At 61.1% G+C, this 26,186-nt stretch carries 26 protein-coding genes and 1 other RNA gene; 20 read left to right on the top strand and 7 right to left on the bottom strand.

Features of this window, described 5'->3' with window-relative positions:
• The first annotated feature begins 1 nt into the window (after window position 1).
• Both argO and ACMGG9_RS19380 read left to right on the top strand, forming a co-directional pair.
• Window positions 2-619 carry an arginine exporter ArgO gene (gene argO / locus ACMGG9_RS19385; RefSeq protein ID WP_004931603.1) on the top strand — a complete coding sequence of 206 codons (618 nt, stop codon included), beginning with the start codon at window positions 2-4 and terminating at the stop codon, window positions 617-619.
• Between the two features lie 121 nt (window positions 620-740).
• Window positions 741-1,472, top strand: coding sequence for an oxidative stress defense protein (locus ACMGG9_RS19380; protein WP_031300626.1), 732 nt, complete (start codon window positions 741-743; stop codon window positions 1,470-1,472).
• A 48-nt stretch (window positions 1,473-1,520) separates the two neighbouring features.
• On the opposite strand, the gene ACMGG9_RS19375 is transcribed toward ACMGG9_RS19380, so the two are convergent.
• Window positions 1,521-2,414: a LysR family transcriptional regulator ArgP gene (locus tag ACMGG9_RS19375; protein ID WP_004931613.1), complete on the bottom strand. Its 894-nt coding sequence runs from the start codon at window positions 2,412-2,414 to the stop codon at window positions 1,521-1,523.
• A gap of 204 nt (window positions 2,415-2,618) precedes the next feature.
• On the opposite strand from ACMGG9_RS19375, the gene rpiA reads away from it, so the two are divergent.
• On the top strand, window positions 2,619-3,275 hold the full coding sequence (rpiA, locus tag ACMGG9_RS19370; protein ID WP_025304157.1) for a ribose-5-phosphate isomerase RpiA: 657 nt from the start codon (window positions 2,619-2,621) through the stop codon (window positions 3,273-3,275).
• A 292-nt stretch (window positions 3,276-3,567) separates the two neighbouring features.
• Window positions 3,568-4,806 (top strand): phosphoglycerate dehydrogenase, encoded by a 1,239-nt coding sequence (serA, locus tag ACMGG9_RS19365; protein WP_025304156.1) that lies wholly within the window; start codon window positions 3,568-3,570, stop codon window positions 4,804-4,806.
• A 48-nt stretch (window positions 4,807-4,854) separates the two neighbouring features.
• Here the strand turns inward: serA and ACMGG9_RS19360 are convergent, their stop codons facing one another.
• The 3 genes from ACMGG9_RS19360 to zapA all read right to left on the bottom strand — a co-directional run bounded on the left by ACMGG9_RS19360 (window position 4,855) and on the right by zapA (window position 6,068).
• Complete coding sequence (locus ACMGG9_RS19360; RefSeq protein ID WP_033644747.1) at window positions 4,855-5,463, bottom strand: 5-formyltetrahydrofolate cyclo-ligase; 609 nt, start codon at window positions 5,461-5,463, stop codon at window positions 4,855-4,857.
• A 51-nt stretch (window positions 5,464-5,514) separates the two neighbouring features.
• Window positions 5,515-5,697, bottom strand: a non-coding RNA gene (gene ssrS / locus ACMGG9_RS19355) — 6S RNA.
• A 41-nt stretch (window positions 5,698-5,738) separates the two neighbouring features.
• Window positions 5,739-6,068, bottom strand: a complete 330-nt coding sequence (gene zapA / locus ACMGG9_RS19350) for a cell division protein ZapA (protein ID WP_004931621.1) — start codon at window positions 6,066-6,068, stop codon at window positions 5,739-5,741.
• Between the two features lie 319 nt (window positions 6,069-6,387).
• On the opposite strand from zapA, the gene ACMGG9_RS19345 reads away from it, so the two are divergent.
• The 8 genes from ACMGG9_RS19345 (at window position 6,388) to ACMGG9_RS19310 (ending at window position 16,882) form a co-directional block, all read left to right on the top strand.
• Window positions 6,388-6,966 (top strand): YecA family protein, encoded by a 579-nt coding sequence (locus tag ACMGG9_RS19345; protein ID WP_004931622.1) that lies wholly within the window; start codon window positions 6,388-6,390, stop codon window positions 6,964-6,966.
• Between the two features lie 55 nt (window positions 6,967-7,021).
• Window positions 7,022-8,338: a Xaa-Pro aminopeptidase gene (gene pepP / locus ACMGG9_RS19340; RefSeq protein WP_414161644.1), complete on the top strand. Its 1,317-nt coding sequence runs from the start codon at window positions 7,022-7,024 to the stop codon at window positions 8,336-8,338.
• Window position 8,339: 1 nt separating this feature from the next.
• Complete coding sequence (gene ubiH / locus ACMGG9_RS19335) at window positions 8,340-9,518, top strand: 2-octaprenyl-6-methoxyphenyl hydroxylase (RefSeq protein ID WP_047573764.1); 1,179 nt, start codon at window positions 8,340-8,342, stop codon at window positions 9,516-9,518.
• Window positions 9,519-9,596: 78 nt separating this feature from the next.
• A complete protein-coding gene (gene ubiI, locus ACMGG9_RS19330) occupies window positions 9,597-10,799 on the top strand; it encodes an FAD-dependent 2-octaprenylphenol hydroxylase (RefSeq protein ID WP_187048344.1) in 1,203 nt (400 codons plus the stop codon).
• 506 nt (window positions 10,800-11,305) lie between these two features.
• Entirely contained in the window at window positions 11,306-12,403 is a 1,098-nt protein-coding gene (gcvT, locus tag ACMGG9_RS19325; protein ID WP_004931631.1) for a glycine cleavage system aminomethyltransferase GcvT, read from the top strand.
• A gap of 46 nt (window positions 12,404-12,449) precedes the next feature.
• On the top strand, window positions 12,450-12,836 hold the full coding sequence (gcvH, locus tag ACMGG9_RS19320; protein ID WP_025304150.1) for a glycine cleavage system protein GcvH: 387 nt from the start codon (window positions 12,450-12,452) through the stop codon (window positions 12,834-12,836).
• A 92-nt stretch (window positions 12,837-12,928) separates the two neighbouring features.
• Complete coding sequence (gene gcvP, locus ACMGG9_RS19315; protein ID WP_015378983.1) at window positions 12,929-15,808, top strand: aminomethyl-transferring glycine dehydrogenase; 2,880 nt, start codon at window positions 12,929-12,931, stop codon at window positions 15,806-15,808.
• A 108-nt stretch (window positions 15,809-15,916) separates the two neighbouring features.
• The gene (locus tag ACMGG9_RS19310; RefSeq protein WP_033652179.1) at window positions 15,917-16,882 is read left to right on the top strand and encodes a quinone oxidoreductase family protein; all 966 of its coding nucleotides are present in this window, start codon (window positions 15,917-15,919) and stop codon (window positions 16,880-16,882) included.
• A 9-nt stretch (window positions 16,883-16,891) separates the two neighbouring features.
• On the opposite strand, the gene ACMGG9_RS19305 is transcribed toward ACMGG9_RS19310, so the two are convergent.
• From ACMGG9_RS19305 to ACMGG9_RS19295, 3 genes are read right to left on the bottom strand one after another with little or no spacing between them, the layout of a single operon-like run.
• On the bottom strand, window positions 16,892-17,419 hold the full coding sequence (locus tag ACMGG9_RS19305) for a GNAT family N-acetyltransferase (protein WP_414162280.1): 528 nt from the start codon (window positions 17,417-17,419) through the stop codon (window positions 16,892-16,894).
• A complete protein-coding gene (locus ACMGG9_RS19300; protein WP_414161643.1) occupies window positions 17,419-18,837 on the bottom strand; it encodes an ATP-binding protein in 1,419 nt (472 codons plus the stop codon). Before ACMGG9_RS19300 ends, ACMGG9_RS19305 begins: the two co-directional genes overlap by 1 nt.
• A gap of 4 nt (window positions 18,838-18,841) precedes the next feature.
• On the bottom strand, window positions 18,842-19,501 hold the full coding sequence (locus tag ACMGG9_RS19295) for a response regulator (protein WP_033652176.1): 660 nt from the start codon (window positions 19,499-19,501) through the stop codon (window positions 18,842-18,844).
• Window positions 19,502-19,690: 189 nt separating this feature from the next.
• On the opposite strand from ACMGG9_RS19295, the gene ACMGG9_RS19290 reads away from it, so the two are divergent.
• From ACMGG9_RS19290 to ACMGG9_RS19255, 8 genes are all read left to right on the top strand, one after another.
• Window positions 19,691-19,924 carry a hypothetical protein gene (locus tag ACMGG9_RS19290; RefSeq protein ID WP_046687757.1) on the top strand — a complete coding sequence of 78 codons (234 nt, stop codon included), beginning with the start codon at window positions 19,691-19,693 and terminating at the stop codon, window positions 19,922-19,924.
• A 97-nt stretch (window positions 19,925-20,021) separates the two neighbouring features.
• The gene (locus ACMGG9_RS19285) at window positions 20,022-20,765 is read left to right on the top strand and encodes an SDR family oxidoreductase (protein WP_047026660.1); all 744 of its coding nucleotides are present in this window, start codon (window positions 20,022-20,024) and stop codon (window positions 20,763-20,765) included.
• Between the two features lie 77 nt (window positions 20,766-20,842).
• The gene (locus ACMGG9_RS19280; protein WP_071845113.1) at window positions 20,843-21,166 is read left to right on the top strand and encodes a BrnT family toxin; all 324 of its coding nucleotides are present in this window, start codon (window positions 20,843-20,845) and stop codon (window positions 21,164-21,166) included.
• The gene (locus ACMGG9_RS19275; RefSeq protein ID WP_016929995.1) at window positions 21,129-21,446 is read left to right on the top strand and encodes a BrnA antitoxin family protein; all 318 of its coding nucleotides are present in this window, start codon (window positions 21,129-21,131) and stop codon (window positions 21,444-21,446) included. Before ACMGG9_RS19280 ends, ACMGG9_RS19275 begins: the two co-directional genes overlap by 38 nt.
• 380 nt (window positions 21,447-21,826) lie before the next feature.
• On the top strand, window positions 21,827-22,645 hold the full coding sequence (locus ACMGG9_RS19270; RefSeq protein ID WP_033644759.1) for a DeoR/GlpR family DNA-binding transcription regulator: 819 nt from the start codon (window positions 21,827-21,829) through the stop codon (window positions 22,643-22,645).
• Window positions 22,646-22,693: 48 nt separating this feature from the next.
• Window positions 22,694-23,677: a substrate-binding domain-containing protein gene (locus ACMGG9_RS19265; protein ID WP_025304134.1), complete on the top strand. Its 984-nt coding sequence runs from the start codon at window positions 22,694-22,696 to the stop codon at window positions 23,675-23,677.
• Window positions 23,678-23,679: 2 nt separating this feature from the next.
• Window positions 23,680-25,197, top strand: a complete 1,518-nt coding sequence (locus ACMGG9_RS19260) for a sugar ABC transporter ATP-binding protein (protein ID WP_414161642.1) — start codon at window positions 23,680-23,682, stop codon at window positions 25,195-25,197.
• Window positions 25,190-26,176 carry an ABC transporter permease gene (locus ACMGG9_RS19255; protein ID WP_414161641.1) on the top strand — a complete coding sequence of 329 codons (987 nt, stop codon included), beginning with the start codon at window positions 25,190-25,192 and terminating at the stop codon, window positions 26,174-26,176. The genes ACMGG9_RS19260 and ACMGG9_RS19255 overlap by 8 nt, the downstream gene beginning before the upstream one ends.
• Window positions 26,177-26,186: the final 10 nt, after the last annotated feature.

Here is a 26,186-nt window from a genome sequence, read left to right as displayed (position 1 = left end):
CATGCTAGCCGTCTTCCTGCAGGGCTTTGCCCTGAGCGCCGCCATGATCCTGCCGCTGGGCCCGCAGAACGTATTCGTGATGAATCAGGGCATTCGCCGTCAGTATCATCTGATGATCGCCTCATTGTGCGCGCTGAGCGATATCGTGCTGATCTGCGCCGGTATTTTCGGCGGCAGCGCGTTGCTGACCCGCTCGCCGCTGCTGCTGGCGTTGGTGACCTGGGGCGGGGTGGCGTTTCTGCTGTGGTACGGCTGGGGCGCGTTCCGTTCCGCCTTCAGCCCGCAACCGGCGCAGGCCGCGGCGCAGGAGCTGGCGCAGAGCCGCTGGCGCATCGTGGTCACCATGCTGGCGGTCACCTGGCTGAATCCGCACGTCTATCTGGACACCTTCGTGGTGCTCGGCAGCCTGGGCGGACAGCTGACGGCGGACGTGCGTTCCTGGTTCGCGCTTGGCGCGGTCAGCGCGTCGGCGGTGTGGTTCTTTGGCCTGGCGCTGCTGGCCTCCTGGCTGGCGCCGTGGCTGAACACCCAGCGGGCGCAGCGCATCATCAACGCGCTGGTCGGTCTGGTGATGTGGGGCATCGCGCTGCAGCTGGCCTGGCAGGGGGCAAATTTATAAGAATTTGTCACTAATCCGAATTCAAAACGCCGTGCGATATGCTACGTTTGATGCCAGGAAACCGGCGGTTCTCGCAGGGAAAAGCCGGCGATCAGAGACACCCTGTCATTAAGGAGACACTGTGAAGCTAAAAGCATTGGCTATGGCCGCAATGGTCGGATTAGGGACGCTACCGATGGCGCTGCAGGCGGCTGAATTGCCTGAAGGGCCGCACGTCGTCACCTCCGGCACCGCCAGCGTGGACGCCACGCCGGATATCGCCACTCTGGCGATCGAAGTGAGCGTTTCCTCCAAAGACGCCGCCCAGGCGAAGAAGCAGGTGGACGAGCGCGTGGCGCAGTACTTTGATTTCCTGCAGAAAAACAACATCGAGAAGAAAGACATCAGCGCCGCCAACCTGCGCACCCAGCCGGAATACGATTACCTGAAAACCGGCGAGTCGGTGCTGAAGGGCTACCGGGCGGTGCGCCAGGTGCAGGTGACCCTGCGCCAGTTGGACAAGCTGAACGAGCTGCTGGACGGCGCGCTGAAATCCGGCCTGAACGAGATCCGCGCGGTGGAGCTGGGCGTCGCCAAGCCGGACGTGTATCGCGAGCAGGCGCGGCAAAAAGCGATCGAGAACGCGACTCAGCAGGCCGAATCCCTGGCCAAGGGCTTCCACGCCAAGCTGGGGCCGGTCTACAGCATTCGCTACCGGGTCGCCAACTACCAGCCGATGCCGGTGGCGCGGATGTATAAGGCGGCCGGCGCGGCGGCGGAAAACGACGCGGCGCAAACCTATGAACAGCAAAGCATTCACTTCGACGATCAGGTGGATGTGGTGTTCGAGCTGCAGCGCAACGCCGCGCAGTAAGGGTGTTCTCATGCAGAAAAGGTTCGCTGCGGCGAACCTTTTTTCGTTTTAATCCTGGCGCAGCACCTGGTGACCGTGCTCCAGCAACGCGTCGGTCACTTTACGCATCATGCGGCTCTCCGGCGCGAAGCGGTGCCAGTACAGCATACGGCGCTGGTACAGCCCCGGCGTCAGATCGATCAGTTCGCCGGATGCCAGCTCCTTTTCGATCTGCAGATGTGGGATCATACAGCAGGTGGTGCCCTGACGGGCCAGCTGCACGAAGGCTTCCGATGAGTTCACGATGTGGCAGGGCACGCTGCCCGGCGACAGATCGAAGTTCTGCTGCAGAAATGCCTGGTGCATGTCGTCGAGATGATCGAAGGCCACCGCCGGCGCTTTCAACAGCGCGGAGCGGGTGACGCCGTTCGGGAAATAGCGCTCGGCGAAGCCGCTGGAGGCCACGAACAGGTAGTCTAGCGCCCCCAGCCGATCCACCAGGCAGCTCGGCAGCGGCTGCGGCTGAATACTCACCGCGCCCACCACCTCGCCGCGGCGCAGCCGCTCCTGGGTGCGGGTTTCATCTTCCACCTGCAGATTCAGACGAATGGGGGAGTCCGCCAGCACCGGCTTCAGCGCCGGCAGCAGCCAGGTTGCCAGACTGTCGGCGTTGACCGCCAGCGACAGCAGCAGCGGCGTATCGACGCCGGTGTCGTTGCCCAGCCACTCTTCTTCCAGCAGCTCCACCTGATGCAGCAGCGCCAGCAGCTTTTGCCCCTGTTCGGTCGGGCGCGGCGGCACGGTGCGGACCAGCAGCGGTTGGCCGAACAGGTTTTCCAGCTGTTTGATGCGTTGGGATACCGCCGATTGCGTGATGCAGAGTTTTTGCGCGGCGCGCTCGAAGCCGCGCTCACGGATCACCGCGTCCAGCGCTTGCAGCGTACGATAGTCTGGGCGTTTCATCGGAAAGATATCCCTTAAATTAGAATGATACCGGCACTATGCCACATTTTGCGTGCGGCGCAGGTGGAAAAATCACGCCCCCAGCTCGCCGCCAAGCGGGTAAAAATGCGGGCTGCGGTAAATAAGTGTGATCCTGCCGGCGTGAAAAACAGCGTTTTACCCTATAATACGCACACGTTTTCGTACAGAGGCAAGGGACATATTATGACGCAGGATGAACTGAAAAAAGCGGTGGGCTGGGCGGCGCTGGAATACGTGACGCCGGGCACCATCGTCGGGGTGGGCACCGGCTCTACCGCCGCCCACTTTATTGACGCGCTGGGCTCCATCAAGCACCAGATTGAAGGCGCGGTGTCCAGCTCAGACGCCTCCACCGCCAAGCTGAAAAGCCTCGGCATCCATGTGTTCGACAGCAACGAAGTGGACTCGCTCGATATCTACGTGGACGGCGCGGACGAAATCAACGGCCACATGCAGATGATCAAAGGCGGCGGCGCGGCGCTGACGCGCGAGAAGATCATCGCCGCCATCGCCAAGAAATTCATCTGCATCGTTGACGCCAGCAAGCAGGTGGACGTGCTGGGCAAATTCCCGCTGCCGGTGGAAGTGATCCCGATGGCCCGCTCCTATGTGGCGCGCGAGCTGGTGAAACTGGGCGGCCTGCCGGAGTATCGCCAGAACGTAGTGACCGACAACGGCAACGTGATCCTCGATGTGCATAACCTGAGCATCACTGATGCCATCGCGCTGGAGAACAAGATCAACGGCATCGCCGGCGTGGTGACCGTGGGGCTGTTCGCCAACCGCGGCGCGGACGTGGCGCTGGTCGGCACCCCGGAAGGCGTGAAAGTGGTCAAATAAGCCTCTGCGGCCTGTGGCCCGGCTGTGCCGGGCCGCATATTTCTTCGGTTAAAACATCTTTTCTAAAAAGCGGCAAATTTGGTGACTTATGTCACATTGTGAAAACTGACTCCCCAAAGCTTCTGCCGAAAACTTTCCCTATGGCATTTTCTGCCGTAAACCGCCATCAACGCTGCGCCTTGTCCTGCCGGGCAGGCAATCGTTTGTATTGCCGCCTGCGTTATTTTTGTTATGTTGGATGGGAGCTGTGTCGTCACAGCCGCTTCTGAAGTCTGAACATAGGGTCGGGTAAATGGCAAAAGTATCATTGGAGAAAGACAGGATTAAATTCCTGTTGGTGGAAGGGGTTCATCAGAGCACGGTCGATAATTTGCGTGCCGCCGGTTATACCAACATCGAATACCACAAGGGTGCGTTAGACACCGAATCGCTGAAGGCCTCCATCCGCGATGCGCACTTCGTCGGCATCCGATCGCGCACGCATCTGACCGAAGAGGTGTTCGCCGCCGCAGAAAAACTGGTGGCGGTGGGCTGCTTCTGCATCGGCACCAACCAGGTTGACCTGAAAGCGGCGACCAAACGCGGCATTCCGGTCTTCAACGCCCCGTTCTCCAATACCCGATCCGTGGCCGAAATGGTGCTGGGCGAGCTGCTGTTGATGCTGCGCGGCATTCCGGCCGCCAACGCCAAGGCGCACCGCGGCGTGTGGCACAAACTGGCCGTGGGCTCCTATGAAGCGCGCGGCAAAAAACTGGGCATCATCGGCTACGGCCATATCGGCACCCAGCTGGGCATTCTGGCCGAAGGGCTGGGCATGAAGGTGTTCTTCTACGATATCGAGAACAAGCTGCCGTTGGGCAACGCGCAACAGGTGCGTCATCTGTCCGATCTGCTCAATATGAGCGACGTGGTGACGCTGCACGTGCCGGAAACGCTGGCGACCAAGAATATGATGGGGGCGGAAGAGCTGGCGCTGATGAAACCGGGCGCTATTCTGATCAACGCCTCGCGCGGCACCGTGGTGGATATCCCCGCGCTGTGCGACGCGCTGGCCAGCAATCACCTGGCGGGGGCGGCGATCGACGTCTTCCCGGAAGAACCGGCGACCAACAGCGATCCGTTCAACTCGCCGCTGTGTGAGTTCGATAACGTGCTGCTGACGCCGCACATCGGCGGTTCCACTCAGGAAGCGCAGGAAAACATCGGCGACGAAGTGGCCGGCAAGCTGGCGAAATATTCCGATAACGGTTCGACCCTGTCGGCGGTCAACTTCCCGGAAGTGTCGTTGCCGGCGCATGGCCCGAACGCCAGCCGTCTGCTGCACATCCATGAAAACCGTCCGGGCGTGCTGACGCAGATTAACCAGATCTTCGCCGAAGAGGGGGTTAACATCGCCGCGCAGTATCTGCAAACCGGGCCGGAAATTGGCTATGTGGTGATCGACATCGAAGCGGAAACCGCGCGCGCCGACGCCGCGCTGCAGCGCATGAAGGCCATCGACGGCACCATTCGCGCCCGTCTGCTGTTCTGATTCGGCGGCTCGCCGCAACGAAAAAGGCCGGAGCGATCCGGCCTTTTGCTATTTGGGCTCCCGCCACGCCCAGCTGCAGAGCGGGGTGAGGATTTCCGGCAGCGGGATATCCCAGTGTTCGGTCGGCAGGTGCTCCACCTGCTGGCAATCATGGGCCAGGCCGATGGGATAGGGGCCGCCGCTGCGCCAGTTTTGCAGGGTGCGATCGTAAAAGCCGCCGCCCATGCCCAGACGCTGTCCGGTATGATCGAATGCTACCAGCGGCGTCAGCACCACCTCCAGTTCACCCAGCGGCAACACCTGGCGCACATCGAGACGCGGCTCGAGAATATTGAAGCGATTGCGCACCAGCGGCGTTTCCGGCGCATAGCGCAGGAACAACAGGTGTCCCGGGCTGAACGGATGCAGCACCGGCAGGTAAACCCGTTTGCCGAGCGTCCACAGACGCTCGATCAGCGGCCCGGTATCGAGTTCGCCGTCAAACGACAGGAAGACCGCGATGTTGTGCGCCGCTTGAATGCGCGCGTGTGCGGTGAGGCGTTCGGTTATCTTTTCTGCGGCAAAGCGTTGCTGCTCGGGCGTAAGCTCGCGCCGACGTTGGCGAATGAGTTGACGAATGGCTTGGCGCTGCTGCGCGAATTGGGATTGAAAAGACATCGTATCAGGCTTGCTCAGTGTGGCGTTCAGCACACAAAACCGCTGAGAAGGGGAATCTCCGAGATGCCGTCGCAGGCTGTAACCCTTGAACCCATGGTTCAAGGTGAACGTGCCGTCGCAATCTTAAGGCTTCTCGGCGCACCGAGCGTGCTCACCGATCGCGGAGCAACACATTCTGTTTGTACTAAATATCGGCTCAGGGGACTGGCCCGCTGGCGAACATCTCAGAGAAATTTTGTACTCGTTGCCGAAAACTTGGCTTTCAACAACTTAAGTTATTCGAATTGTGCATCCTGACGTTCAGAGATGCGACCTTGTTCAAGCAGCGCTTGTTCAATGGTCTGCTGCAGCATCCGTATGCGTTGTTCCATATTGGACGCATAGTCACGGGTTTTCAACCGTTCTTGAGCAAGTTCGTGACAGACGTTCAATGCCGCGATGAAAACCAGTTGCTCAGTATTGGAGACTCTAGTGCGAACTTTAAGATCTTGCAACCGTTGGTTAAGATCGTCCGCCGCCATATTCAACGCATCTTGTTGTTCTGGCGGGCAATTGACTCTTAACGAGCGGCCAAAAATTTGAATATCTACCGGTTGTGCAGACATGCCACCTTCCTGCCTAAATTTCGCGCCAGCCTTGTCCGCCCGGGCCGGGCCGTCAAAGCGGGCGCCACTATATATACCTCGGTACCAAGATACAACCCCTTTTTCAGTACCTGGTTGTAATCTACTGTGGCGGACATTGCCAGTCAAAAAAGGGTTTCAAAATGCGTATTTACCGCACTTTCGTCACCCGCCGGCGCAGTGTGAAACCTGCCACATCGCGATTATAACTAGCCACTGAGGTGTCGCGCTTATCTGGTATAGCGACGGACCTTGGTGGTAGCATAACACGAACTTATCCTGCCAACGATGACGAATGCGCATGTCTATACAGAATACATTTCCAAGTTACCAATCTTTGACCGTGGCCCTCAACCAGCAGTCGGTGGCGCTGACCGCGGCAGAAATGCACGGCCTGATCAGCGGCCTGCTGTGCGGCGGCAGCCGTGATGCCGGCTGGCAGGCGCTGGTGCACGATCTGACCAACGAAGGCGTCGCCTTCCCGCAGGCGCTCAGCCAACCGTTGCAGCAGCTGTATGAAGCGACGCGTGACACGCTGGAAGATGACGAATTCCTGTTCCAACTGATGCTGCCTGAAGGGGAGATCGTCAGCGTGTTCGATCGCGCCGACGCGCTGGCCGGTTGGGTCAACCACTTCCTGCTCGGTCTGGGCATGATGCAGCCGAAGCTGGCTCAGGTGAAAGACGAAGTCGGTGAAGCGATCGACGATCTGCGCAATATCGCGCAGCTGGGCTACGACGAAGACGAAGATCAGGAAGAATTGGAACAGTCGTTGGAAGAAGTGGCGGAGTATGTGCGGGTCGCTGCCATCATGTGCCACGGCGAATTCACCCGTCACAAACCGACGGCGCCGGAAAATATCAAACCGACGCTGCACTAAACGTTCTATCGCCTCTCCGCCGGCGGTGCGGATGGCATGATTTCAGGAGAAGGTAATGACTCAGCAGGAATTCAACAACCGCCGCCAGGCGCTGTTGGCGAAAATGGCGCCGGCCAGTGCGGCGGTTATTTTCTCTGCGCCGGAAACGACGCGCAGTGCAGATTCAGACTATCCCTACCGGCAGAACAGCGATTTTTGGTACCTGACCGGCTTCAATGAGCCGGAAGCGGTGCTGGTGCTGATTAAAAGCGATGAAACGCACAACCACAGCGTGTTGTTCAACCGGGTGCGCGATTTGACGGCGGAAATCTGGTTTGGCCGCCGCCTGGGGCAAGACGCCGCACCGGCAAAGCTGGGCGTGGATCGCGCGCTGCCGTTCGATGAAATCAATGACCAACTGCACCTGCTGCTTAACGGTCTGGACGTGGTCTACCACGCGCAGGGCGAATACGCCTATGCCGATCAGATCCTGTTCAGCGCGCTGGACAAGCTGCGCAAGGGGTTCCGCCAGAACCTGCAGGCGCCGGCCACCGTTACCGACTGGCGGCCGTGGCTGCACGACATGCGGCTGTTCAAGTCGCCGGAAGAGCTGGCGGTGATGCGCCGCGCCGGTGAGATCAGCGCGCTGGCGCACACCCGCGCGATGGAAAAATGCCGTCCGGGCATGTTCGAATACCAGCTGGAAGCGGAAATTCATCATGAGTTCACCCGCCTCGGCGCCCGTTACCCGTCTTACAACACCATCGTCGGCAGCGGCGAAAACGGCTGTATCCTGCACTACACCGAGAACGAGAGCCAGATGCGCGACGGCGATCTGGTGTTGATCGACGCGGGCTGCGAGTACCAGGGATACGCCGGCGACATCACCCGCACCTTCCCGGTCAACGGCAAGTTCAGCCGGCCGCAGCGCGCGGTGTACGACATTGTGCTGGCGTCGCTGCAGCGCGCTTTGGGACTGTTCAAACCCGGCACCAGCATTCGCGAAGTCAATGACGAAGTGGTGCGCATCATGGTGGTCGGGCTGGTGGAGCTGGGCGTATTGAAAGGTGAAGTCGACCTGCTGATCGCCGAGCAGGCGCACCGTCAGTTCTTCATGCACGGGCTGAGCCACTGGCTGGGTCTCGACGTGCACGACGTTGGCCACTACGGCACGCCGAGCCGCGATCGGCTGCTGGAGCCGGGCATGGTGCTGACCGTGGAGCCGGGGCTGTACATCGCGCCGGATGCGGACGTGCCGGCGGAGTACCGCGGCATCGGCATCCGCATCGAGGACGATATCGTGATCACCGCCGGCGGCAATGAAAACCTGACCGCCACCGTGGTGAAAGACGCCGATGCCATCGAGGCTTTGATGGCGGCGGCAAGGTCGTAGCATGAGCGTTATTATCGTTGGCGGGGGTATGGCGGGCGCGACGTTGGCGCTGGCCATTTCGTCGCTCACTCAGGGAAGAATGGCGGTGGATCTGGTCGAGGCGACCCGGCCGGACGACCGCAGCCATCCGGGCTTTGACGCCCGCGCCATCGCACTGGCGCAGGGCACCTGCCAACAGCTGGCGCGCATCGGCGTTTGGCCGGCGCTGCGCGATTGCGCTACGCCGATCACTCAGGTGCACGTCAGCGATCGCGGGCACGCCGGGTTTGTGAATCTGCAGGCGCAAGATTATCAGGTCGATGCGCTCGGCCAGGTGATCGAACTGCACGACGCCGGGCAGCGGTTGTTCGCGCTGCTGGCCAAGGCGCCCGGCGTTACGCTGCACTGCCCGGCGCGGGTGGTGGACGTGATTCGCACCGCAGAGCGGGCGGAAGTGCTGCTGGACAACGGCCAGCGTCTGCGCGGGCAATTGCTGGTGGCGGCCGACGGCTCGCGCTCTGCGCTGGCGCAAGCCTGCAATATGCAGTGGCGGCAGGAGGACTATCCGCAGTTCGCCACCATCGCCAACGTCACCACGGCGGAAGATCCGCAGGGGCGCGCCTTTGAGCGCTTTACCCGCTATGGGCCGCTGGCGCTGTTGCCGATGTCGCAGGGGCGCAGTTCACTGGTATGGTGCCATGCGCGCGAAGATCGCGCCCAGGTGGATGCCTGGGACGACGAGCGGTTTATCGCCGAGCTGCAACAGGCCTTCGGCTGGCGGCTGGGGCGTATCCTCAAAGCCGGTAAACGGCACAGTTACCCACTCGGTCTGCTGACCGCCGATCGCCATGTCAGCCACCGGCTGGCGCTGGTGGGCAACGCGGCGCAAACGCTGCATCCTATCGCCGGGCAGGGGTTCAACCTTGGCCTGCGCGACGTGATGTCGCTGGCGGAAACGCTGGCGGAAGCGGCAGACAGCGGCGAAGACGCCGGCGGTTACGCACTGCTGAGCCGTTATCAGCAGCGGCGGCAAAACGATCAGCGGGCGACGATCGGCGTGACCGACGGGTTGATTCATCTGTTCGCCAACCGTTATGGCCCGCTGGTGATCGGCCGCAATCTGGGGCTGATGGCGATGGAGCGTTTGCCGGCGATACGCGATGCCTTCGCCAAGCGTACGCTGGGCTGGGTGGAACGTTAGAGACATGGTCGGGCGCTTTAACGCGCCCAAAGCGCGGTGCGGCAAGGCGTCGCGCGTTATTTAAGGAAATCGAGCAGCATGCAATCATTTGACGTGATTATCGCCGGTGGCGGTATGGTGGGGCTGGCGTTGGCCTGCGGCCTGCAGGGCAGCGGGCTGCGCGTGGCGGTGCTGGAGCAGCGCCAGCCGGAGATGGCGCCGCCGTCGGAACAGCCGGCCCTGCGCGTCTCCGCCATCAATGCCGCCAGCGAGCGGTTGCTGCAGCACATCGGCGTGTGGGACGACATTCTCCAGCTGCGCGCCAGCGCCTATAACGCGATGGAAGTGTGGGATCGCGACAGCTTCGGCAAAATCGCCTTCCGCGGCGACGAGTGCGGCTTCAGCCATCTCGGCCACATCATCGAAAATTCGGTGATCCAGCAGGCGCTGTGGAAACGCGCCGAAAGCCTGTCGGACATCACGCTGATTACCCCGGCCGCGCTCAAGCAGGTGGCGTGGGGCGAGAACGACGCCTTCGTCACGCTGGAGGACGGCCGCATGCTGACCGCCCGGTTGGTGATTGGCGCCGACGGCGCCCAGTCGTGGCTGCGTCAGCATGCCGATATCCCGCTCACCTTCTGGGATTACCGTCACCACGCGCTGGTGGCCACCGTTCGCACCGAAGAACCGCATCAGGCGACGGCGCGGCAAATTTTCCACGGCGACGGCATTCTGGCGTTCCTGCCGTTCAGCGATCCGCATTTGAGCTCTATCGTCTGGTCGGTGACGCCGGAAGAAGCCGAAAGGCTCAAATGGCTGGAACCGTCGCAGTTCAACCGCGAACTGGCGATGACCTTCGACATGCGCCTGGGGGCTTGCAGCCTGGAAAGCGAACGGCTGGCGTTCCCGTTGACCGGCCGCTATGCGCGCAGCTTCGCAGCGCACCGCCTGGCGCTGGTGGGTGATGCGGCGCATACCGTGCATCCGTTGGCCGGCCAGGGCGTTAACCTGGGTTTCATGGACGCCGCCGAGCTGATTTCCGAACTGCGCCGCCTGCAGCGGCAGGGCAAGGATATCGGCCAGCACCTCTATCTGCGCCGTTATGAGCGCCGCCGCAAACATGGCGCGGCGGTAATGCTGGCCAGCATGCAGGGTTTCCGCGAACTGTTCGACGGCAATCACCCGGCCAAAAAGCTGCTGCGCGACGTGGGCCTGCGGCTGGCGGACAGCCTGCCGGGCGTCAAACCGAAGCTGGTGCGTCAGGCGATGGGCCTGAACGATCTGCCCGAGTGGCTTGCCTGATCCCTTCCTTCTGCGGGCCCGCGCCGGGCTCGCGCTTCTCGCCTTATTCCATCGCTTTTCCTTATATAACCCTTCATTTGAAATAATCTAATTTCAGCCGCTTTTTATCATTACTTTTTCTAATTCCATGTTCGGTTATCAAAAGTCCGGATCCCATGTGAGGCCATAGGTTTGTTATATAAGTTCGGTGTTTTGCCGCTTTAATTGTTAATTTTGTGCCTTAAGGCGCATTTTTCCAGTGAAAAACTCTGCACACTAGCCCGGCGTTTTACCGCCCCGGAACGGCGATGAGCCTATTTTAACTTATGGTTAATGTGGTCGTTCGGTGATAAGTTCGAGGGAAAGGTATCGTTTGCGTCACGGCGGTTGCACGCAGTTTCCGCCCGTCCCGGCGCAGCATTTGTGTTGAGCAGTCAGTGCGCCATGGCGATCGGGCCGCGAGCCAGGCTCCGCCGCATTGCGTGGCAGCACCCTAACTTCTAGCGACGAGTGGAAAGAGGGAAAAGATGGCAAAGCAAACCCCACTGTACGACCAGCACGTGGCGTGCGGTGCGCGCATGGTAGACTTTCACGGCTGGATGATGCCGCTGCACTACGGCTCGCAGCTCGATGAGCACCACGCGGTGCGTCAGGATGCCGGCATGTTCGACGTGTCTCACATGACCATTGTGGATCTGCACGGCGCCCGCACCCGCGAGTTCCTGCGCTACCTGCTGGCGAACGACGTCGCCAAACTGACCCAACCCGGCAAAGCGCTGTACACCGGCATGCTGAATGCCTCCGGCGGCGTGATCGACGACCTGATCGTTTATTTCCTCACTGAAGACTATTTCCGCCTGGTGGTGAACTCCGCCACCCGCGACAAAGACCTGGCCTGGATCGAAGAGCACGCCGCGCCGTATGGCGTCGCGCTGACGGTGCGCGACGATCTGGCGCTGATCGCGGTGCAGGGCCCGCAGGCCAAAGAGCGCGCCGGCACCCTGTTCACCCCGGAGCAAAAAAGCGCGGTCGAAGGCATGAAGCCATTCTTCGGCGTGCAGGCCGGCGAGCTGTTCATCGCCACCACCGGTTACACCGGCGAGGCCGGCTATGAGATCGCGCTGCCGAAAGAGCAGGCGGCGGATTTCTGGCAAAAATTGCTGGCTGCGGGCGTCAAGCCGGCCGGTCTGGGCGCGCGCGACACCCTGCGCCTGGAAGCGGGCATGAACCTCTACGGGCAAGAGATGGATGAAGGCGTTTCGCCGCTGGCCGCCAACATGGGCTGGACCATCGCCTGGCAGCCGGAAGATCGCCGTTTCATCGGCCGCGAAGCGCTGGAACAACAGCGCGAGCAGGGCACCGAGCAACTGGTCGGCTTGATCATGACGGAAAAAGGCGTATTACGTAATGAGCTGCCGGTGCGTTTCACCGACGCGGCGGGGCAAACCCACGAAGGCGTGATCACCAGCGGCTCGTTCTCTCCGACGCTGGGCTTCAGCATCGCGCTGGCGCGCGTGCCGGCAGGCATCGGCGAGCAGGCTATCGTGCAGATCCGCAACCGTGAAATGCCGGTCAAAGTGACCAAGCCCGGTTTCGTTCGCGCCGGCAAGCCGCTGACAAATTGATTTTTTATTGATTGATTCTTTTATTTCTTCGAAGGAGTAACCGGCGATGAGCAATGTGCCAACAGAATTGAAATACGCATCCTCCCACGAGTGGGTTCGTGCAGAAGGTAACGGCGTTTACACCGTAGGCATCACCGAACATGCGCAGGAGCTGCTGGGTGATATGGTGTTTGTCGATCTGCCGGAAGTGGGCCGCAGCGTCGCCGCCGGTGAAGATTGCGCCGTGGCGGAATCCGTCAAGGCGGCATCGGACATTTACGCGCCAATCAGCGGCGAAATCGTGGCGGTGAACGGCGAGCTGGAAAGCTCTCCGGAACTGGTGAACAGCGAACCTTACGGTGACGGTTTCCTGTTCCAGATTAAAGCCTCCGACGAAGGCGAGCTGGCGAACCTGCTGGACGCCGCAGCTTATCAGGCCTCGATCGACGAGTAATCGTGACCACGCCCCAGGCCTTTCGGCCGGGGCGTTTTAGTTACCGTTCAAGCTATATCCCGTATCACGCAAGCATTCAGGAATTTGTAGCAATGACTCAGACACTCAGCCAACTCGAACACAGCGAAGCGTTCATTGAACGCCACATCGGCTCTTCTGCGGAACAACGCCAGGAGTTGCTGGCAGCGGTGGGCGCTCGCTCGCTCAGCGCGCTGATCCAACAGATTGTGCCGGCGGACATTCAGCTGCCGGGGCCGCCGCCGGTCGGCGACGCGGCGACCGAACATCAGGCGTTGGCTGAGCTGAAGGCGATCGCCTCGCAGAATCAGCGCTACAAATCCTATATCGGCATGGGCTACAGCGCCGTGCTGACGCCGCCGGTGATCCTGCGCAACATGCTGGAAAACCCGGGCTGGTACACCGCTTATACCCCCTATCAGCCGGAAGTGTCGCAGGGCCGTCTGGAAGCGCTGCTGAACTTCCAGACCGTGACCCTCGATCTGACCGGTCTGGATCTGGCCTCCGCTTCGCTGCTGGATGAAGCGACCGCCGCCGCCGAGGCGATGGCGTTGGCCAAACGCGCCAGCAAGCTGAAAGACGCCAACCGTTTCTTCGTGGCTGACGACGTGCATCCGCAAACGCTGGACGTGGTGCGCACCCGCGCCGAAACCTTCGGCTTCGACGTCATCGTCGATAAAGCGGAAAAAGTGCTGGAGCTGGACGGCGTGTTCGGCGTGCTGCTGCAGCAGGTGGGCACCACCGGTGAACTGCACGACTACAGCGCGCTGCTGGCCGAACTGAAATCGCGCAAAATCATCACCAGCGTGGCCGCCGACATCATGGCCCTGGTGCTGCTGACCGCGCCGGGCAAGCAGGGCGCCGACGTGGTGTTCGGCTCCGCGCAGCGCTTCGGCGTGCCGATGGGCTACGGCGGCCCGCACGCCGCCTTCTTCGCCTGCCGCGACGAGTTCAAGCGTTCGATGCCGGGCCGCATTATCGGCGTTTCCCGCGATGCCGCCGGCAACACCGCGCTGCGCATGGCGATGCAGACTCGCGAGCAACATATCCGCCGCGAGAAAGCCAACTCGAATATCTGTACCTCGCAGGTGCTGCTGGCCAACATCGCCAGCCTGTACGCGGTGTATCACGGCCCGCAAGGCCTGCAGCGCATCGCCGGGCGCATCCATCGCCTGACCGACATTCTGGCCGCCGGGCTGCAGAAAGCCGGCCTGACGCTGCGTCACCACACCTGGTTCGACACCCTGACCGTCGAAGTGAAGGACAAGGCCGCCGTGCTGGAGCGCGCGCTGAGCTTCGGCATCAACCTGCGTACCGACATTCACGGCGCCGTCGGCATCACGCTGGATGAAGCCACCTCGCGTGAAGACGTGCAAACGCTGTTCGCACTGTTGGCCGGCGACAATCACGGTCTGGACATCGACGCGTTGGACGCGGCGGTGAGCAAAAACAGCCAATCGATCCCGGCCGCCATGCTGCGCCAGGATCCGATCCTGACCCACCCGGTATTCAACCGCTATCACAGCGAAACCGAGATGATGCGCTACATGCATCGCTTGGAGCGCAAAGATCTGGCGCTGAACCAGGCGATGATCCCGCTGGGTTCCTGCACCATGAAATTGAACGCCGCGGCGGAAATGATCCCGATCACCTGGCCTGAATTCTCAGAGTTGCATCCGTTCTGCCCGCCAGAGCAGGCGGCCGGTTACCAGCAGATGATCGGCCAACTGTCCCAGTGGCTGGTGCAGCTGACCGGCTATGACGCGGTGTGCATGCAGCCGAACTCCGGCGCGCAGGGCGAATACGCCGGCCTGCTGGCGATCCGCCGCTACCACGAAAGCCGCAACGAAGCGGGCCGCCACGTCTGTCTGATCCCGAGCTCGGCACACGGCACCAACCCGGCCTCCGCCCAGATGGCGGGCATGAGCGTGGTGGTGGTGGCCTGCGACAAGAACGGCAACATCGATCTGCACGATCTGCGCGTCAAGGCGGAGCAGGCAGGCGAAGAACTCTCTTGCATCATGGTGACCTACCCGTCGACCCACGGCGTGTATGAAGAAACCATCCGTGAAGTGTGCCAGATCGTGCATCAGTTCGGCGGTCAGGTGTATCTGGATGGCGCCAACATGAACGCCCAGGTGGGCATCACCACGCCAGGCTACATCGGCGCGGATGTGTCGCACCTCAACCTGCATAAGACCTTCTGTATCCCGCACGGCGGCGGCGGCCCGGGCATGGGCCCGATCGGCGTGAAAGCACACCTGGCGCCGTTCGTGCCGGGCCACAGCGTGGTGCAGATCGACGGCGTGACCACCCAGCAGGGCGCGGTCTCCGCGGCGCCGTTCGGCAGCGCCTCCATCCTGCCTATCAGCTGGATGTACATCCGCATGATGGGCGCGGAGGGCCTGAAGCAGGCCAGCCAGATGGCGATCCTGAACGCCAACTACATCGCCACCCGTTTGAAAGACGCGTACCCGATTCTGTATACCGGCCGCGATCACCGCGTGGCGCACGAATGTATCCTCGATATTCGTCCGCTGAAGGAAGAGACCGGCATCAGCGAAATGGACATCGCCAAGCGCCTGATCGACTTCGGTTTCCACGCCCCGACCATGTCGTTCCCGGTGGCGGGCACGCTGATGGTCGAGCCGACCGAGTCGGAAAGCAAGGTGGAGCTGGATCGCTTTATCGATGCGATGCTGGCGATCCGCAGCGAAATCGACCGCGTCGCCAAGGGCGAATGGCCGCTGGAAGACAACCCGCTGGTGAATGCGCCGCACGTGCAGGCGGAGCTGGTCAACGACTGGCAGCATCCGTACAGCCGCGAACTGGCGGTGTTCCCGGTGGCCGGCGTACGCGAGAACAAGTACTGGCCGAGCGTTAAGCGTCTGGACGACGTGTACGGCGACCGTAACCTGTTCTGCTCTTGCGTGCCGATGAGCGATTACGAATAACACGTTCGGCAAAGTTTGTGTTTGGGGGACACCGCATCATGCGGTGTCCCTTTTTATTTTATAGCGGCCTATTCTTTCCTTTACGTTCCCACGATTTGAGGAGTCACCATGCAAGCGGCAATCGTAACAGCGCTGGGGCAACCCCCGGTTTTCGGCACCTTTGAGGAGCCTCAGGCGCAGGCGAATGAAGTGCCGATCGACGTTCTGGCGGCCGGCATCAAACAGCTGGATCGCGCCACCGTCGCCGGAACCCACTATTCCAGCCCGAAGCAATTGCCGATCGTGCCCGGCACCGACGGCGTGGGCCGTACGGCGGACGGGCAACGGGTGTACTTCGCCTCTTTCCGTCGCCCTTACGGCGCGATGGCAGAGCGCAGCGTCGCGTCCTGGACGGTGCCGGTGCCGGCGACGGTGGACGACGCCACGGCGGCCGCGCTGATCAATCCGGCCTTCGCCGCCTGGTTGCCGCTGCGCTGGCGGGCGGATCTGCAGCCCGGTGAAACGGTGCTGATCATCGGCGCCACCGGCACCTCGGGCAAGCTGGCGGTCGCGGCGGCGCGTCAGGCGGGGGCAGGACGCATTGTTGCCGCCGGCCGTCGACTGAGCGTGCTGGAGGCATTGGGTGTAGACGCCACGGTGGATCTGAGCCTGCAGGGCGAGGCGCTGACGCAGGCCTTCGCGGCGGCGGCGGGGCCGGGCGGTTATCAGGTGATCGTCGATTACATCTGGGGCCCGGCGACTGAAGCGCTGCTGGCAACGCTCAACAATCACGATCTCTCGTCTTACGCCGGCGGACGCGGCATTCGCTTGGTCAACGTCGGTTCGATGGCCGCGCCGGACATCCGGCTGCCGGCTGCGGTGTTGCGCAGCAACCAGCTGCAGATCCTCGGCAGCGGCACCGGCAACTTTCCGCCGATCCCGGAGATGCAGCGCTACGCGACTGAGATTTTGGCGCTGGCGGCGACCGGAGCGCTCACTATCGAGACGCAGGAGCACGCGTTGGCGGAGATCGCCGAGGTGTGGGATCTGAACAAGAAAAGCGACGTGCGTTCGGTGATGCGCATCGCCCGTTAACCCCGGCCGCTAGCGGCAAGGGCAGACCAGGTGAATGTCTTCCGGCTCACGGGCGAACAATTCGGTATCCGGCTGTTCGATGAGCCGGCAGCCCTGCGCCAGATAGAAGTCTACGGTGCTTTTATTGGGGATGGAGGAGACATACAGTCCGGCGGCGCCGTCTTGCGCCGCCTGACGCAGGCAGAGCTGGAACAGCTGCCTGCCTAACCCCTGGCCGCGTTTGTGCGCGCTGACGTAAAAGAACAGCAGCTGGCGCAGATCCCGCTGTGGGCCGCGCGGCTCGGTGTCCAGCGCCGCCGCCGCCACGATCTCCTCGCCTTCGAACAGCGCGAAGAACGCGCCGCCGCGATCGAAGCACGCTGCGTGGATTGGCGTATAGGTTTCCCGATCGTGCGGATCCCAGCCGCGCACGTCGTAGTACTCCGGATAGGATTGCAACTTGCCGTCCTGCAGGCGATACAGAGTGTCGATAATTTCGCTGCGGTCGATATCCCATAGCCGGTCGAGTTGCTGCCGTTGCAGCAGAACAGGGGCAATCATGGTCGTGGTTCACTCTCAGTCTGTGGCCGATAACTTTCCGGCAAATCGATGATGAAGCCGATGCCGCGATCGTCAAGGCCTTCGGTAACGCGCAGCTGCGCGCCGATTTTGTCGGCCAGGTTTCGGGCGATGGCCAATCCGAGCCCGCTGCCGGTTTGCTGCGTGCCGGGCACGCGGTAAAAGCGTTCAAACAGGCGGGAATGGTGTTCTTCGCTCACCCCCGGGCCGTTATCGCGCAACGTAATATAGCAGCCGAGCGGCGCCAGCGAGCGAATATTGGCCTCGATGCGGCTGCCGGGCGGCGCGTACTTGAGCGCGTTATCCAGCAGGTTGGTGAAGATGGCGATCAGCGCATGGCGGTCGGTACTCACCACCACATCCTCGCTGCCGTCGAGCGACAGTTCGACATCTTTCTCCAGCGCATAGGGGACGTGCTGTGCGATGCATTTGCCGATCTCCGCATAGATGTCCACCGCCTCAATCTTCAGCGGAAAATCTTCCGCCTCCAGCTTGGCCAGGTTGATCAGCTGGCGTGACAGCGACGCCGCGCGATCCAGCCCTTGCTGCATGTCGCCGATGATTTCTCGGCGCTCCTGTTGCTCGCTGACCTGGGTCAGCAGATGCAGCTGCGCCAGCACGGCGGCGATCGGCGTGCGCAGCTCGTGCGCGGCGTCGGCCATAAAGCGTTTCTCGCGCTGATTGGCCGCGTCGATGCGCGCCATCAGTTTGTTGACCTCCATCACCACCGGCCGGATTTCCTGATACTGCTCGCTGACGTTGAGCGGCGACAGGTTGCCCGGCTGACGATCGGAAATGGTGCGGGCGATCTGGCGCAGTGGCCGCAGGCTGAAGTAGGCGGTAAACAGCAAGGTAATGATGATCGCCGCCAGAATGCCAAGCAGCGGTACGGCGGTGCTTTCCGCCGGATTGCCGAATATCGTGGTGCGATCGTTGAAAGACTCGCCGACGATCACCCGGTACTGGCGCTTTTCGCTCCAGCTGCCGGCAAGGTGCCAGTTGGCGCCGGCGTAATTGACGGAGCCGGACAGCACCGAAGGCGGCAGGCGCAGCGGTTCTTCCTTCGTTTGTGAGCAGTAAAGCACCCGGTTATCCCGATCGTAAACCACGAACAGCGGATGATAGTCGAATTGATCCTGCATGCCATTATTGATGGAATCAATGTACATGCTTTCGATGGTTTTGATGATGCCGCGGTAATCGATATTATCGGTGCCGGTTTCATCGAGAATATTGGCGATGCCTGCGGCGACGATGCGTTGCTGGTTATCGAAATATTTCTCCATGTCGGGGTAATACCAGTACTTCACCCAGGCGACGAGGATCCCCCACAATAATAAAATGGCCAGGACCTGGAAAATAATGGTGCGCATAAAGAAGGATTTGAAACCGATCATCCCGCTACTCTTTCTTCAGCAAATAGCCAATGCCGCGTACGGTAATGATTCTTTCTTTACCAATCTTGCGGCGTAAATTATGCATGTGTACTTCCAGCGAGTTGCTTTCCACGCTATCGCCGTGGCCGAACAGCCGCTGTTCCAACACCGCTTTGCGCACCACGGTGCCGGCGCAGCGCATCAGTTCGTGCAGCAGGTGATACTCTTTTTTCGACAGCATCAGCAGTTCGTTATCCAGCATGACCTGATGGTTGACCGGATCGAGATACAGCGCGCCGAGGCTCCAGGTTTGAGACGCGAAGCCCGCCATGCGCCGGTTGACCGCCTTGACGCGCGAGATGAGTTCGGGCAGCGCGAAAGGTTTGGCCAGAAAGTCGTCCGCGCCGGAGTCGAGGCTGTTCACCAGGCTCTCGATGCGATCGCGGGCGGTCAGGATGATGATCGGAATATTTTGTCCGGCGGCGCGCCAGGCGATCAGCTTCTGCAAACCGTCGCCGTCCGGCAGCGTGAGATCCAACAGCATCAAATCGAACCCGCCGGGTGAAAGTTTATTTTCCGCGTCGGTGAGCAGGCGCACCCAGCACAAATTAAAGCCGGCCAGCTCCAATGCTCGGCACAGCGCCTTGCCTAATTGCAGGTCGTCTTCCACCAACAGTATGTTCACGTTATTTCCGCTGAGAGCCTTGAGTCGCGATTATCTAACTATAACGCTGGCGGGAAGACAACGAGGAAAACCGCTCTGTCTGCGCGTTCTTAAGCAAACCTTAATCTGGCTTTAATCTCGCGTTAAGGGAGCGGGGGGGAATTTCAGTTATTTTGCTGCCATTCGAAATCATGGCTGAGGGAGCGAAACATGCAGACTGAAGGTTTCCCGAACGCGGGCGCCTCGCGACGGCTGATGTATTCAGGCGTGGCGATGCTGCTCGTTCTGTTGATGCTGTCTTTTCGCGGTGATGCGCAGAGCCATAGCCACGGCGGCCATCATGCTTCCGCTTTGCAGCGGGTGCATCAGGCGGCGGCGACGGACGCTTACGGCTGCGCCAAGTCGCGCATTAAAAAGCAGCTGCGCCGCCTGGCTCAGCTTTGAAGCGTTTTTTAGGGCGCCGCTCTATACTCTGACGGGCAAACGGAAGGCCTGTGCGCAGGCCGTTGTCGACATCGCCAACCAGAGAAAAAATACGATGATGAAAGTGGCATTGGTGACCGGCGCAAGCCGGGGAATTGGCCGCGCGACTGCTTTGCTGCTGGCCCGGCAGGGCTATGCGGTGGGCGTGAATTACCTGCGCGACGAAAGTGCGGCGCGGCAGGTGGTGGCGGAGATTGAGGCGCAGGGCGGCAAGGCGCTGGCGCTGCAGGCCGACGTGGCCGATGAAGCGCAGGTGATGGCGATGTTCAGGGCGCTGGATGCCGGGCTGGGCACGCTTAGCGCGCTGGTCAACAACGCCGGCATTCTGTTCCGGCAGGCGAACATTGAACAGTTGACCGCCGAGCGCATCAATAAGGTGCTCGGCACCAACGTCACCGGGTATTTCTTGTGTTGCCGCGAGGCGGTGAAGCGCATGGCGCAGCGCCATGGCGGGCAGGGCGGCGCTATCGTCAATGTGTCCTCCGCCGCTTCCCGTTTAGGCGCGCCGGGGGAATATGTGGATTATGCCGCCTCGAAAGGCGCCGTCGATTCGTTGACCATCGGGCTATCGCTGGAGGTGGCGGCGCAGGGCATCCGCGTCAACGGCGTGCGGCCTGGGCTTATCTATACCGAGATACACGCCAGCGGCGGCGAACCCGGCCGGGTGGATCGCGTGAAGTGCAGTTTGCCGATGCAGCGCGGCGGCCAGCCGCAGGAAGTGGCGGAGGCGATCGCCTGGCTGCTGTCTGACGCCGCGTCTTACGTGACCGGCACCTTTATCGAGGCCGCAGGCGGGCGTTGAACGTATCCGGAGAATTTTGACATCCCTTCGGAGGTGATGTATTTTGATTAAATAACAACCAAAATGTAGTTACAAAAATGTATGTTTATTTTGAATGGAATCAGGATAAAAATCACAGTAACCAGCGCAAACACCGTGTCAGTTTTGAGATAGCGCAACGGGTTTTTCTGGATCCCAACCATTTGGCTGTGCTGGAAAGGATCGAGGATGGAGAAGAACGTTGGCAAACGATCGGTATGGTCGGATCCTGTTTGCTGTTGCTGGTGGCACATACGACGATCGAAACGGATGTCGAAGGCGATACAGTAGAGATCGTGCGTATCATTTCAGCACGCAAGGCCGATGCCAAAGAGAGGGGAAGATATGAAGCGCAAAAATTCCGCCAAAAATCTGGCCCATAGCGTACTCCCGCCGTTGACGGAGGAGCAGAAAGCGCAAATTGCTTCACTGAGTGCGTTGCCGGACGAGGGAATCGATTATGCCGATGCGCCGGCGCTGGGGGAAGAAACGTGGCAGACTGCGGTTCAGGGGCGTTTTTATAAGCCGATGAAAGTATCAAAAACCATCCGAATCGATGCGGATGTGTTGGCTTGGCTTCAGCGACCAGGCAAAGGCTATCAGAAACGCCTGAACGCCGTGTTGCGTGAGGCGATGTTGAAAGAGCATGAGCACGAGGAATAATTTGTGTCAGGCGGCTAACGATCCGGTGAGATTCTCACCGGATTTTTTTGCTGTTTTTTCAGGTAATGCGTTATCAACGCCGGCTGTCTCCTTGCGGCGCTCGGTCAAAACCACACAAACGGTCATTAACGGTCATTCCGCGGAACGTGGAATTGTGACCGTTTACCGTTTCTCTCCTGTCTGTCTCAGGCGGTCGCGCATCATAACTGTCTGTTACTCCACACTTTCGTAATTATTCATTTCATTTCCTTCCCGATTTTTTTGACAACTATCACAGCGCGATCGTTGACCGATCGCGGGGCGATGCGCTTTGCGTCTGCGCGCAAAACGCGGCGCGGCAAATCGATATCGTAATCATCGTCGTGGAGGAGAAAAGAAACATGCTGCCTGTAGAACGTCATCGCTTTATTACCGAAGTCTTGAGCCAGCGCGGCCGCGTGATGGTGCAGGAGGTGGCGCAGCTGTGCCACATCTCTATCGAGACGGCGCGGCGTGATCTGGCCCTGCTGGAACGGCGCGGCCTGCTGCTGCGCAGCCACGGCGGCGCGGTCTTCGTCGAGCCGCCGGCGGTGGAAAAAACCTATGTGCCCGCCGAGATAGATCAGGGGGAGTCCTTCCGCCAGCGCAGCAATGAGTCGCCGGAGCAGAAGACGCGCATCGCCAAACGCGCGCTGGAGTTTATCGCGCCGGGGGATTGCCTGCTGCTGGACAGCAGCTCCACCAGCTGGTTTTTGGCGCGCCAGCTGCCGGATATCTCACTGGTGGTACTGACCAACTCGCTGCACATCATCCAGACGCTGGCCTGCAAGGCCAACGTGCGCACCATCGGGCTGGGGGGCGAGTATTCCGCCAAGTACGAGGATTTTATCGGCGTGCTGGCGGAGCAGATGCTGAAAGAGTTCGTGATCAACAAGCTGTTTTTCTCCTGCCACGGCATTTGCCAGGACGGCGGCATCCGCGAGAGCAATGAGCACCATGCGCGGCTGAAGCAACAGATGCTGCTGGCCTCGGAGCGCAAGTTCTTGCTGGTGGACAGCAACAAGTTCGGCCGCCGCTCGTTCGCCCGCATTTGCCATTACCGGGAAATAGATACGCTGATCACCGACAGGCTTGGCGATGACGAGTTTCGTCAGGAATTGGCCTGGAACAACGTCGATGTGATTGAAGTTTCACCCGCCGCGAAAAGGGCGGCGCGATAACAACAACGAAAACCTTTTATTACAGCCAACACTTGTGGAGAGAGAACAATGAAAAAATCCGTACTGGTCGGTCTGTTTGCCTCGCTGCTGCTGTCGGTCTCCGCGCAGGCGGCGGACAAGCTGAAAATGGGCGTGGTGGTGAAGATCGGCGGCATTCCCTGGTTCAACGCCATGGAGGCCGGCATCAAAAGCGAGAGCGCCAAACGCGGCATCGACGCCTGGATGGTCGGGCCGACGGCGGCGGATCCGGCGCTGCAGGTGCGCGCCATCGAGGATCTGATCGCGCAGAAGGTGGACATCATCGGCGTGGTGCCGAACGACGCCCGGGTGCTGGAGCCGGTGCTCAAGCGCGCGCAGGAGGCGGGCATCAAGGTGATCGTGCACGAGTCCCCCGGCCAGAAGTACGCCGACTGGGATTTTGAGCTGGTGGACGCCTCGCAGCACGGGGTCAACCACATGAAAGCGCTGGCTGCCTGCATGAAAGAGCAGGGCAAGTACGCGGTATACGTCGGCAGCCTGACGGTGCCGCTGCACATCACCTGGTCGGACTCGGCCATCAATTACCAGAAGCAGCACTACCCGAACATGCAGCTGGTGGGCGACAAGTTCGGCGTGGGGGAATCGCTGGATGACAGCGTGCGCACCACCAACGATCTGATGGCCAAATATCCCGATCTGAAAGGCGTGCTGGCGTTCGGTTCGCAGGGGCCGATCGGCGCCGGGCGCGCGGTGCTCAACCGCGGCAAAAGCAACGATATCTGCGTCATCGGGCCGTTCAGCCCGGGCCAGGGCGCTTCGCTGGTCAATCGCGGCGCCATCAAGGGCGGTTATATCTGGAACCCGATGGTGGCGGGCGAAGTGTTCGTGCGCATCGCCGACATGATGCACAAGGGCGAAAAAATCACCGATGGCATGACCATCGAAGGCATGGGCAAGGTGCAGGTGGATGCGCAGCAGCACACCATTCTCGGCAACGCCACCGAAAGCCTGGATAAGCAAAACCTGCCGAAGCTGGTGAAGATGGGGCTGTAATCATGGCGATTTCCGGCAATACGGCAACGCGGGGCGCGCCGCTTATCGAACTGCAACAGCTGTCGATGACCTTCGGCGGGCAGCGCGCGCTGAACGATATTTCATTGGCGCTGATGCCGGGGGAGGTGCACTGCCTGGCCGGCACCAATGGCTGCGGCAAGAGTACGTTGATCAAGGCGATCGCCGGCGTGTATCAACCGGATGACGGCAGCCGCATTACCTTCGATGGGCAAACCTTCGGCCGGCTATCGCCGGATCAGGCGCGCGCCTTCGGCATTCAGGTGATCTATCAGGATCTGTCGCTGTTTCCCAACCTGACGGTGGCGGAAAACATCGCCTTTGAGCACAACCTGCACGGGCTATTGGGATGGCACCGCCCGGCGAGGCTGCGGCGCACCGCCGAGCGCCTGCTGCAGGAGCTGAATTTCAATCTCGATCTCGACAAACCGGTGGCGGAACTGCCGATCGCCCAGCGCCAGCAGGTGGCGATCTGCCGCGCGCTGGTGGCGCAGGCACGGCTGGTGATCATGGATGAACCGACCGCCTCGCTGACCCGCACCGAGGTCAATCAGCTGCTGCGCACGGTGGATTATTTGAAAGCGCAGGGCATCTGCGTGGTGTTCGTCAGCCACCGGCTGGACGAGGTGCTGGAGATCTCCGATCGCGTCACGGTGATCCGCGACGGCAACAAGATCGGCACCTGGCCGGCGGCGGAGATCACCGGCGAACGCCTGACCGAATTGATGACCGGCCTGACGCTGGACTATCGCCTGAAGTCACCGAGCATGAATAAGGATCGGGTGATGCTGGAGGCGGATCGTCTCAGCCGCGCCGGGCAGTATCACGATGTCAGCTTCCGCCTGCATCAGGGCGAGGTTCTCGGGCTGTGCGGACTGCTCGGCTCCGGGCGCACCGAGCTGGCGCTGAGCCTGTTCGGCATGACCCGGCCGGACAGCGGCAAGCTTTACCTCGACAGCAAACCGGTGCGCTTTCGCGGCCATGAGGACGCGATCAGGGCCGGCATCGGTTATGTCTCGGAGGATCGCCTGACGCTGGGGCTGGTGCAGCAACAGTCGGTGGCGGACAACGCGGTGCTGACCATTCTCGATAAGCTGCGCGGGCGTTTTCGCCTGATCGACGATTACCGCAAGAATCGCATCGTCGCGGAGTGGATCGCCAAACTCGGCGTGCGGGTGGCTGATCCGGATCAGGCGGTTTCGACGCTGTCCGGCGGCAACCAGCAAAAGATCGTGCTGGCCAAGTGGGTGCTGACCCAACCGCGGATCCTGATCCTCGACTCGCCGACCGTCGGTGTCGACGTCGGCGCCAAGGCCAGCATCTACCAACTGATCCATCTGCTGGCGCAGGAGGGGATCGCGATTCTGCTGATCTCCGACGAGGTGCCCGAGGTGTATTACAACTGCGATCGGGTGCTGCACTTTAGCGGCGGCAACGTGATCGGCGAGTACCTGCCGGAGCAGGTGAGCCAGCAGCAGCTGGCGGAGGCGGTTAATGCGTAGATTCAGTCTGAAACCGCACGGCAACGAAGGCTACCTGGCCTGGGTGCTGCTGCTGACGGTCATCGTCTTTTCGCTGCTCAGCGATCAGTTTTTGACGGTGCAAAACCTGCTCGATCTCAGCGAAAGCTACGCGGTGAGCGGCATATTCGCCCTCGGCCTGTTCGTGGTGCTGGTGACCGGCGGCATCGACATTTCCTTCGCCGCAGTCGCCTCGGTGGTGCAGTACCTGATCGCCACGCTGGCGACGCATTACGGCCTGGCCAGCCCGACGGGCAGTATTTTGCTGGCGTTGGCGATCGGCGCCGCGCTCGGCATGGTCAACGCGCTGTTGATCTACTGCCTGCGCATCGTCTCGATCATCGTCACCATCAGCATGCAGGCGTTGTTGTTCGGCATGCTGATGTGGCTGACCAACGGCCGCAGCCTGTACGCATTGCCGGACTGGTGGACGCTGCCGCGCAGCGTGCTGCCGTTCCAACTGGGTGAGCAGAGCTATCAGCTCGGTTTGCCGACGCTGGTGATGCTGGCGGTGGCGCTGCTGACCTGGCTGCTGCTGAACAAAACGCACCTCGGGCGCCAGCTGTTTGCCGTGGGCGGGGATGCGGAATCGGCGCGGCGCATCGGCATTCGCGTCGGCCTGCTGCATCTGTTCGCCTATGGCTATCTGGGCGCGATGGCGGCGATCGGCGGCCTGGTGCAGGTGTATCGCATGGGGGAAGTGGTGCCCAACGCGCTGGTGGGCGGCGAGCTCGACGTGCTGGCGGCGGCGGTGCTGGGTGGCGCCAGCCTGAACGGCGGCAAGGGCAGCGTTGTCGGCACGCTGATGGGCGTGTTCCTGATCGGCGTGCTGAAAAACGGCCTCAACCTGATCGGCGTGTCCAGCTACTTCATGAACGTGGTGATCGGTCTGGTGATCGTCGCGGCGATCACCGTCACTCACTACAAGAAACGCAAAGAAACCGACGTCGGTTTCGCCTGAGGAGCGCTTG

The organism is Serratia sp. BNK-10 (genome assembly GCF_047456065.1).
Lineage (GTDB): Bacteria > Pseudomonadota > Gammaproteobacteria > Enterobacterales > Enterobacteriaceae > Serratia > Serratia ureilytica.
Note: the sequence above shows the minus strand (reverse complement) of the source record. Positions and strands in the feature narration are given on the sequence as shown.

Coding starts and splice junctions, on each gene's coding strand:
- zapA (WP_004931621.1), bottom strand. CDS start 6,068: ATGTCTGCACAACCGGTAGATATTCAAATTTTTGGCCGCTCGTTAAGA.
- ACMGG9_RS19260 (WP_414161642.1), top strand. CDS start 23,680: ATGGCGATTTCCGGCAATACGGCAACGCGGGGCGCGCCGCTTATCGAA.
- ubiH (WP_047573764.1), top strand. CDS start 8,340: ATGAGCGTTATTATCGTTGGCGGGGGTATGGCGGGCGCGACGTTGGCG.
- rpiA (WP_025304157.1), top strand. CDS start 2,619: ATGACGCAGGATGAACTGAAAAAAGCGGTGGGCTGGGCGGCGCTGGAA.
- ACMGG9_RS19345 (WP_004931622.1), top strand. CDS start 6,388: ATGTCTATACAGAATACATTTCCAAGTTACCAATCTTTGACCGTGGCC.
- ACMGG9_RS19310 (WP_033652179.1), top strand. CDS start 15,917: ATGCAAGCGGCAATCGTAACAGCGCTGGGGCAACCCCCGGTTTTCGGC.
- ACMGG9_RS19280 (WP_071845113.1), top strand. CDS start 20,843: ATGTATGTTTATTTTGAATGGAATCAGGATAAAAATCACAGTAACCAG.
- pepP (WP_414161644.1), top strand. CDS start 7,022: ATGACTCAGCAGGAATTCAACAACCGCCGCCAGGCGCTGTTGGCGAAA.
- ACMGG9_RS19275 (WP_016929995.1), top strand. CDS start 21,129: ATGAAGCGCAAAAATTCCGCCAAAAATCTGGCCCATAGCGTACTCCCG.
- ACMGG9_RS19290 (WP_046687757.1), top strand. CDS start 19,691: ATGCAGACTGAAGGTTTCCCGAACGCGGGCGCCTCGCGACGGCTGATG.
- gcvT (WP_004931631.1), top strand. CDS start 11,306: ATGGCAAAGCAAACCCCACTGTACGACCAGCACGTGGCGTGCGGTGCG.
- argO (WP_004931603.1), top strand. CDS start 2: ATGCTAGCCGTCTTCCTGCAGGGCTTTGCCCTGAGCGCCGCCATGATC.
- ACMGG9_RS19285 (WP_047026660.1), top strand. CDS start 20,022: ATGAAAGTGGCATTGGTGACCGGCGCAAGCCGGGGAATTGGCCGCGCG.
- gcvP (WP_015378983.1), top strand. CDS start 12,929: ATGACTCAGACACTCAGCCAACTCGAACACAGCGAAGCGTTCATTGAA.
- ACMGG9_RS19265 (WP_025304134.1), top strand. CDS start 22,694: ATGAAAAAATCCGTACTGGTCGGTCTGTTTGCCTCGCTGCTGCTGTCG.
- ACMGG9_RS19255 (WP_414161641.1), top strand. CDS start 25,190: ATGCGTAGATTCAGTCTGAAACCGCACGGCAACGAAGGCTACCTGGCC.
- ubiI (WP_187048344.1), top strand. CDS start 9,597: ATGCAATCATTTGACGTGATTATCGCCGGTGGCGGTATGGTGGGGCTG.
- gcvH (WP_025304150.1), top strand. CDS start 12,450: ATGAGCAATGTGCCAACAGAATTGAAATACGCATCCTCCCACGAGTGG.
- ACMGG9_RS19375 (WP_004931613.1), bottom strand. CDS start 2,414: ATGAAACGCCCAGACTATCGTACGCTGCAAGCGCTGGACGCGGTGATC.
- ACMGG9_RS19360 (WP_033644747.1), bottom strand. CDS start 5,463: ATGTCTTTTCAATCCCAATTCGCGCAGCAGCGCCAAGCCATTCGTCAA.
- ACMGG9_RS19300 (WP_414161643.1), bottom strand. CDS start 18,837: ATGATCGGTTTCAAATCCTTCTTTATGCGCACCATTATTTTCCAGGTC.
- ACMGG9_RS19270 (WP_033644759.1), top strand. CDS start 21,827: ATGCTGCCTGTAGAACGTCATCGCTTTATTACCGAAGTCTTGAGCCAG.
- serA (WP_025304156.1), top strand. CDS start 3,568: ATGGCAAAAGTATCATTGGAGAAAGACAGGATTAAATTCCTGTTGGTG.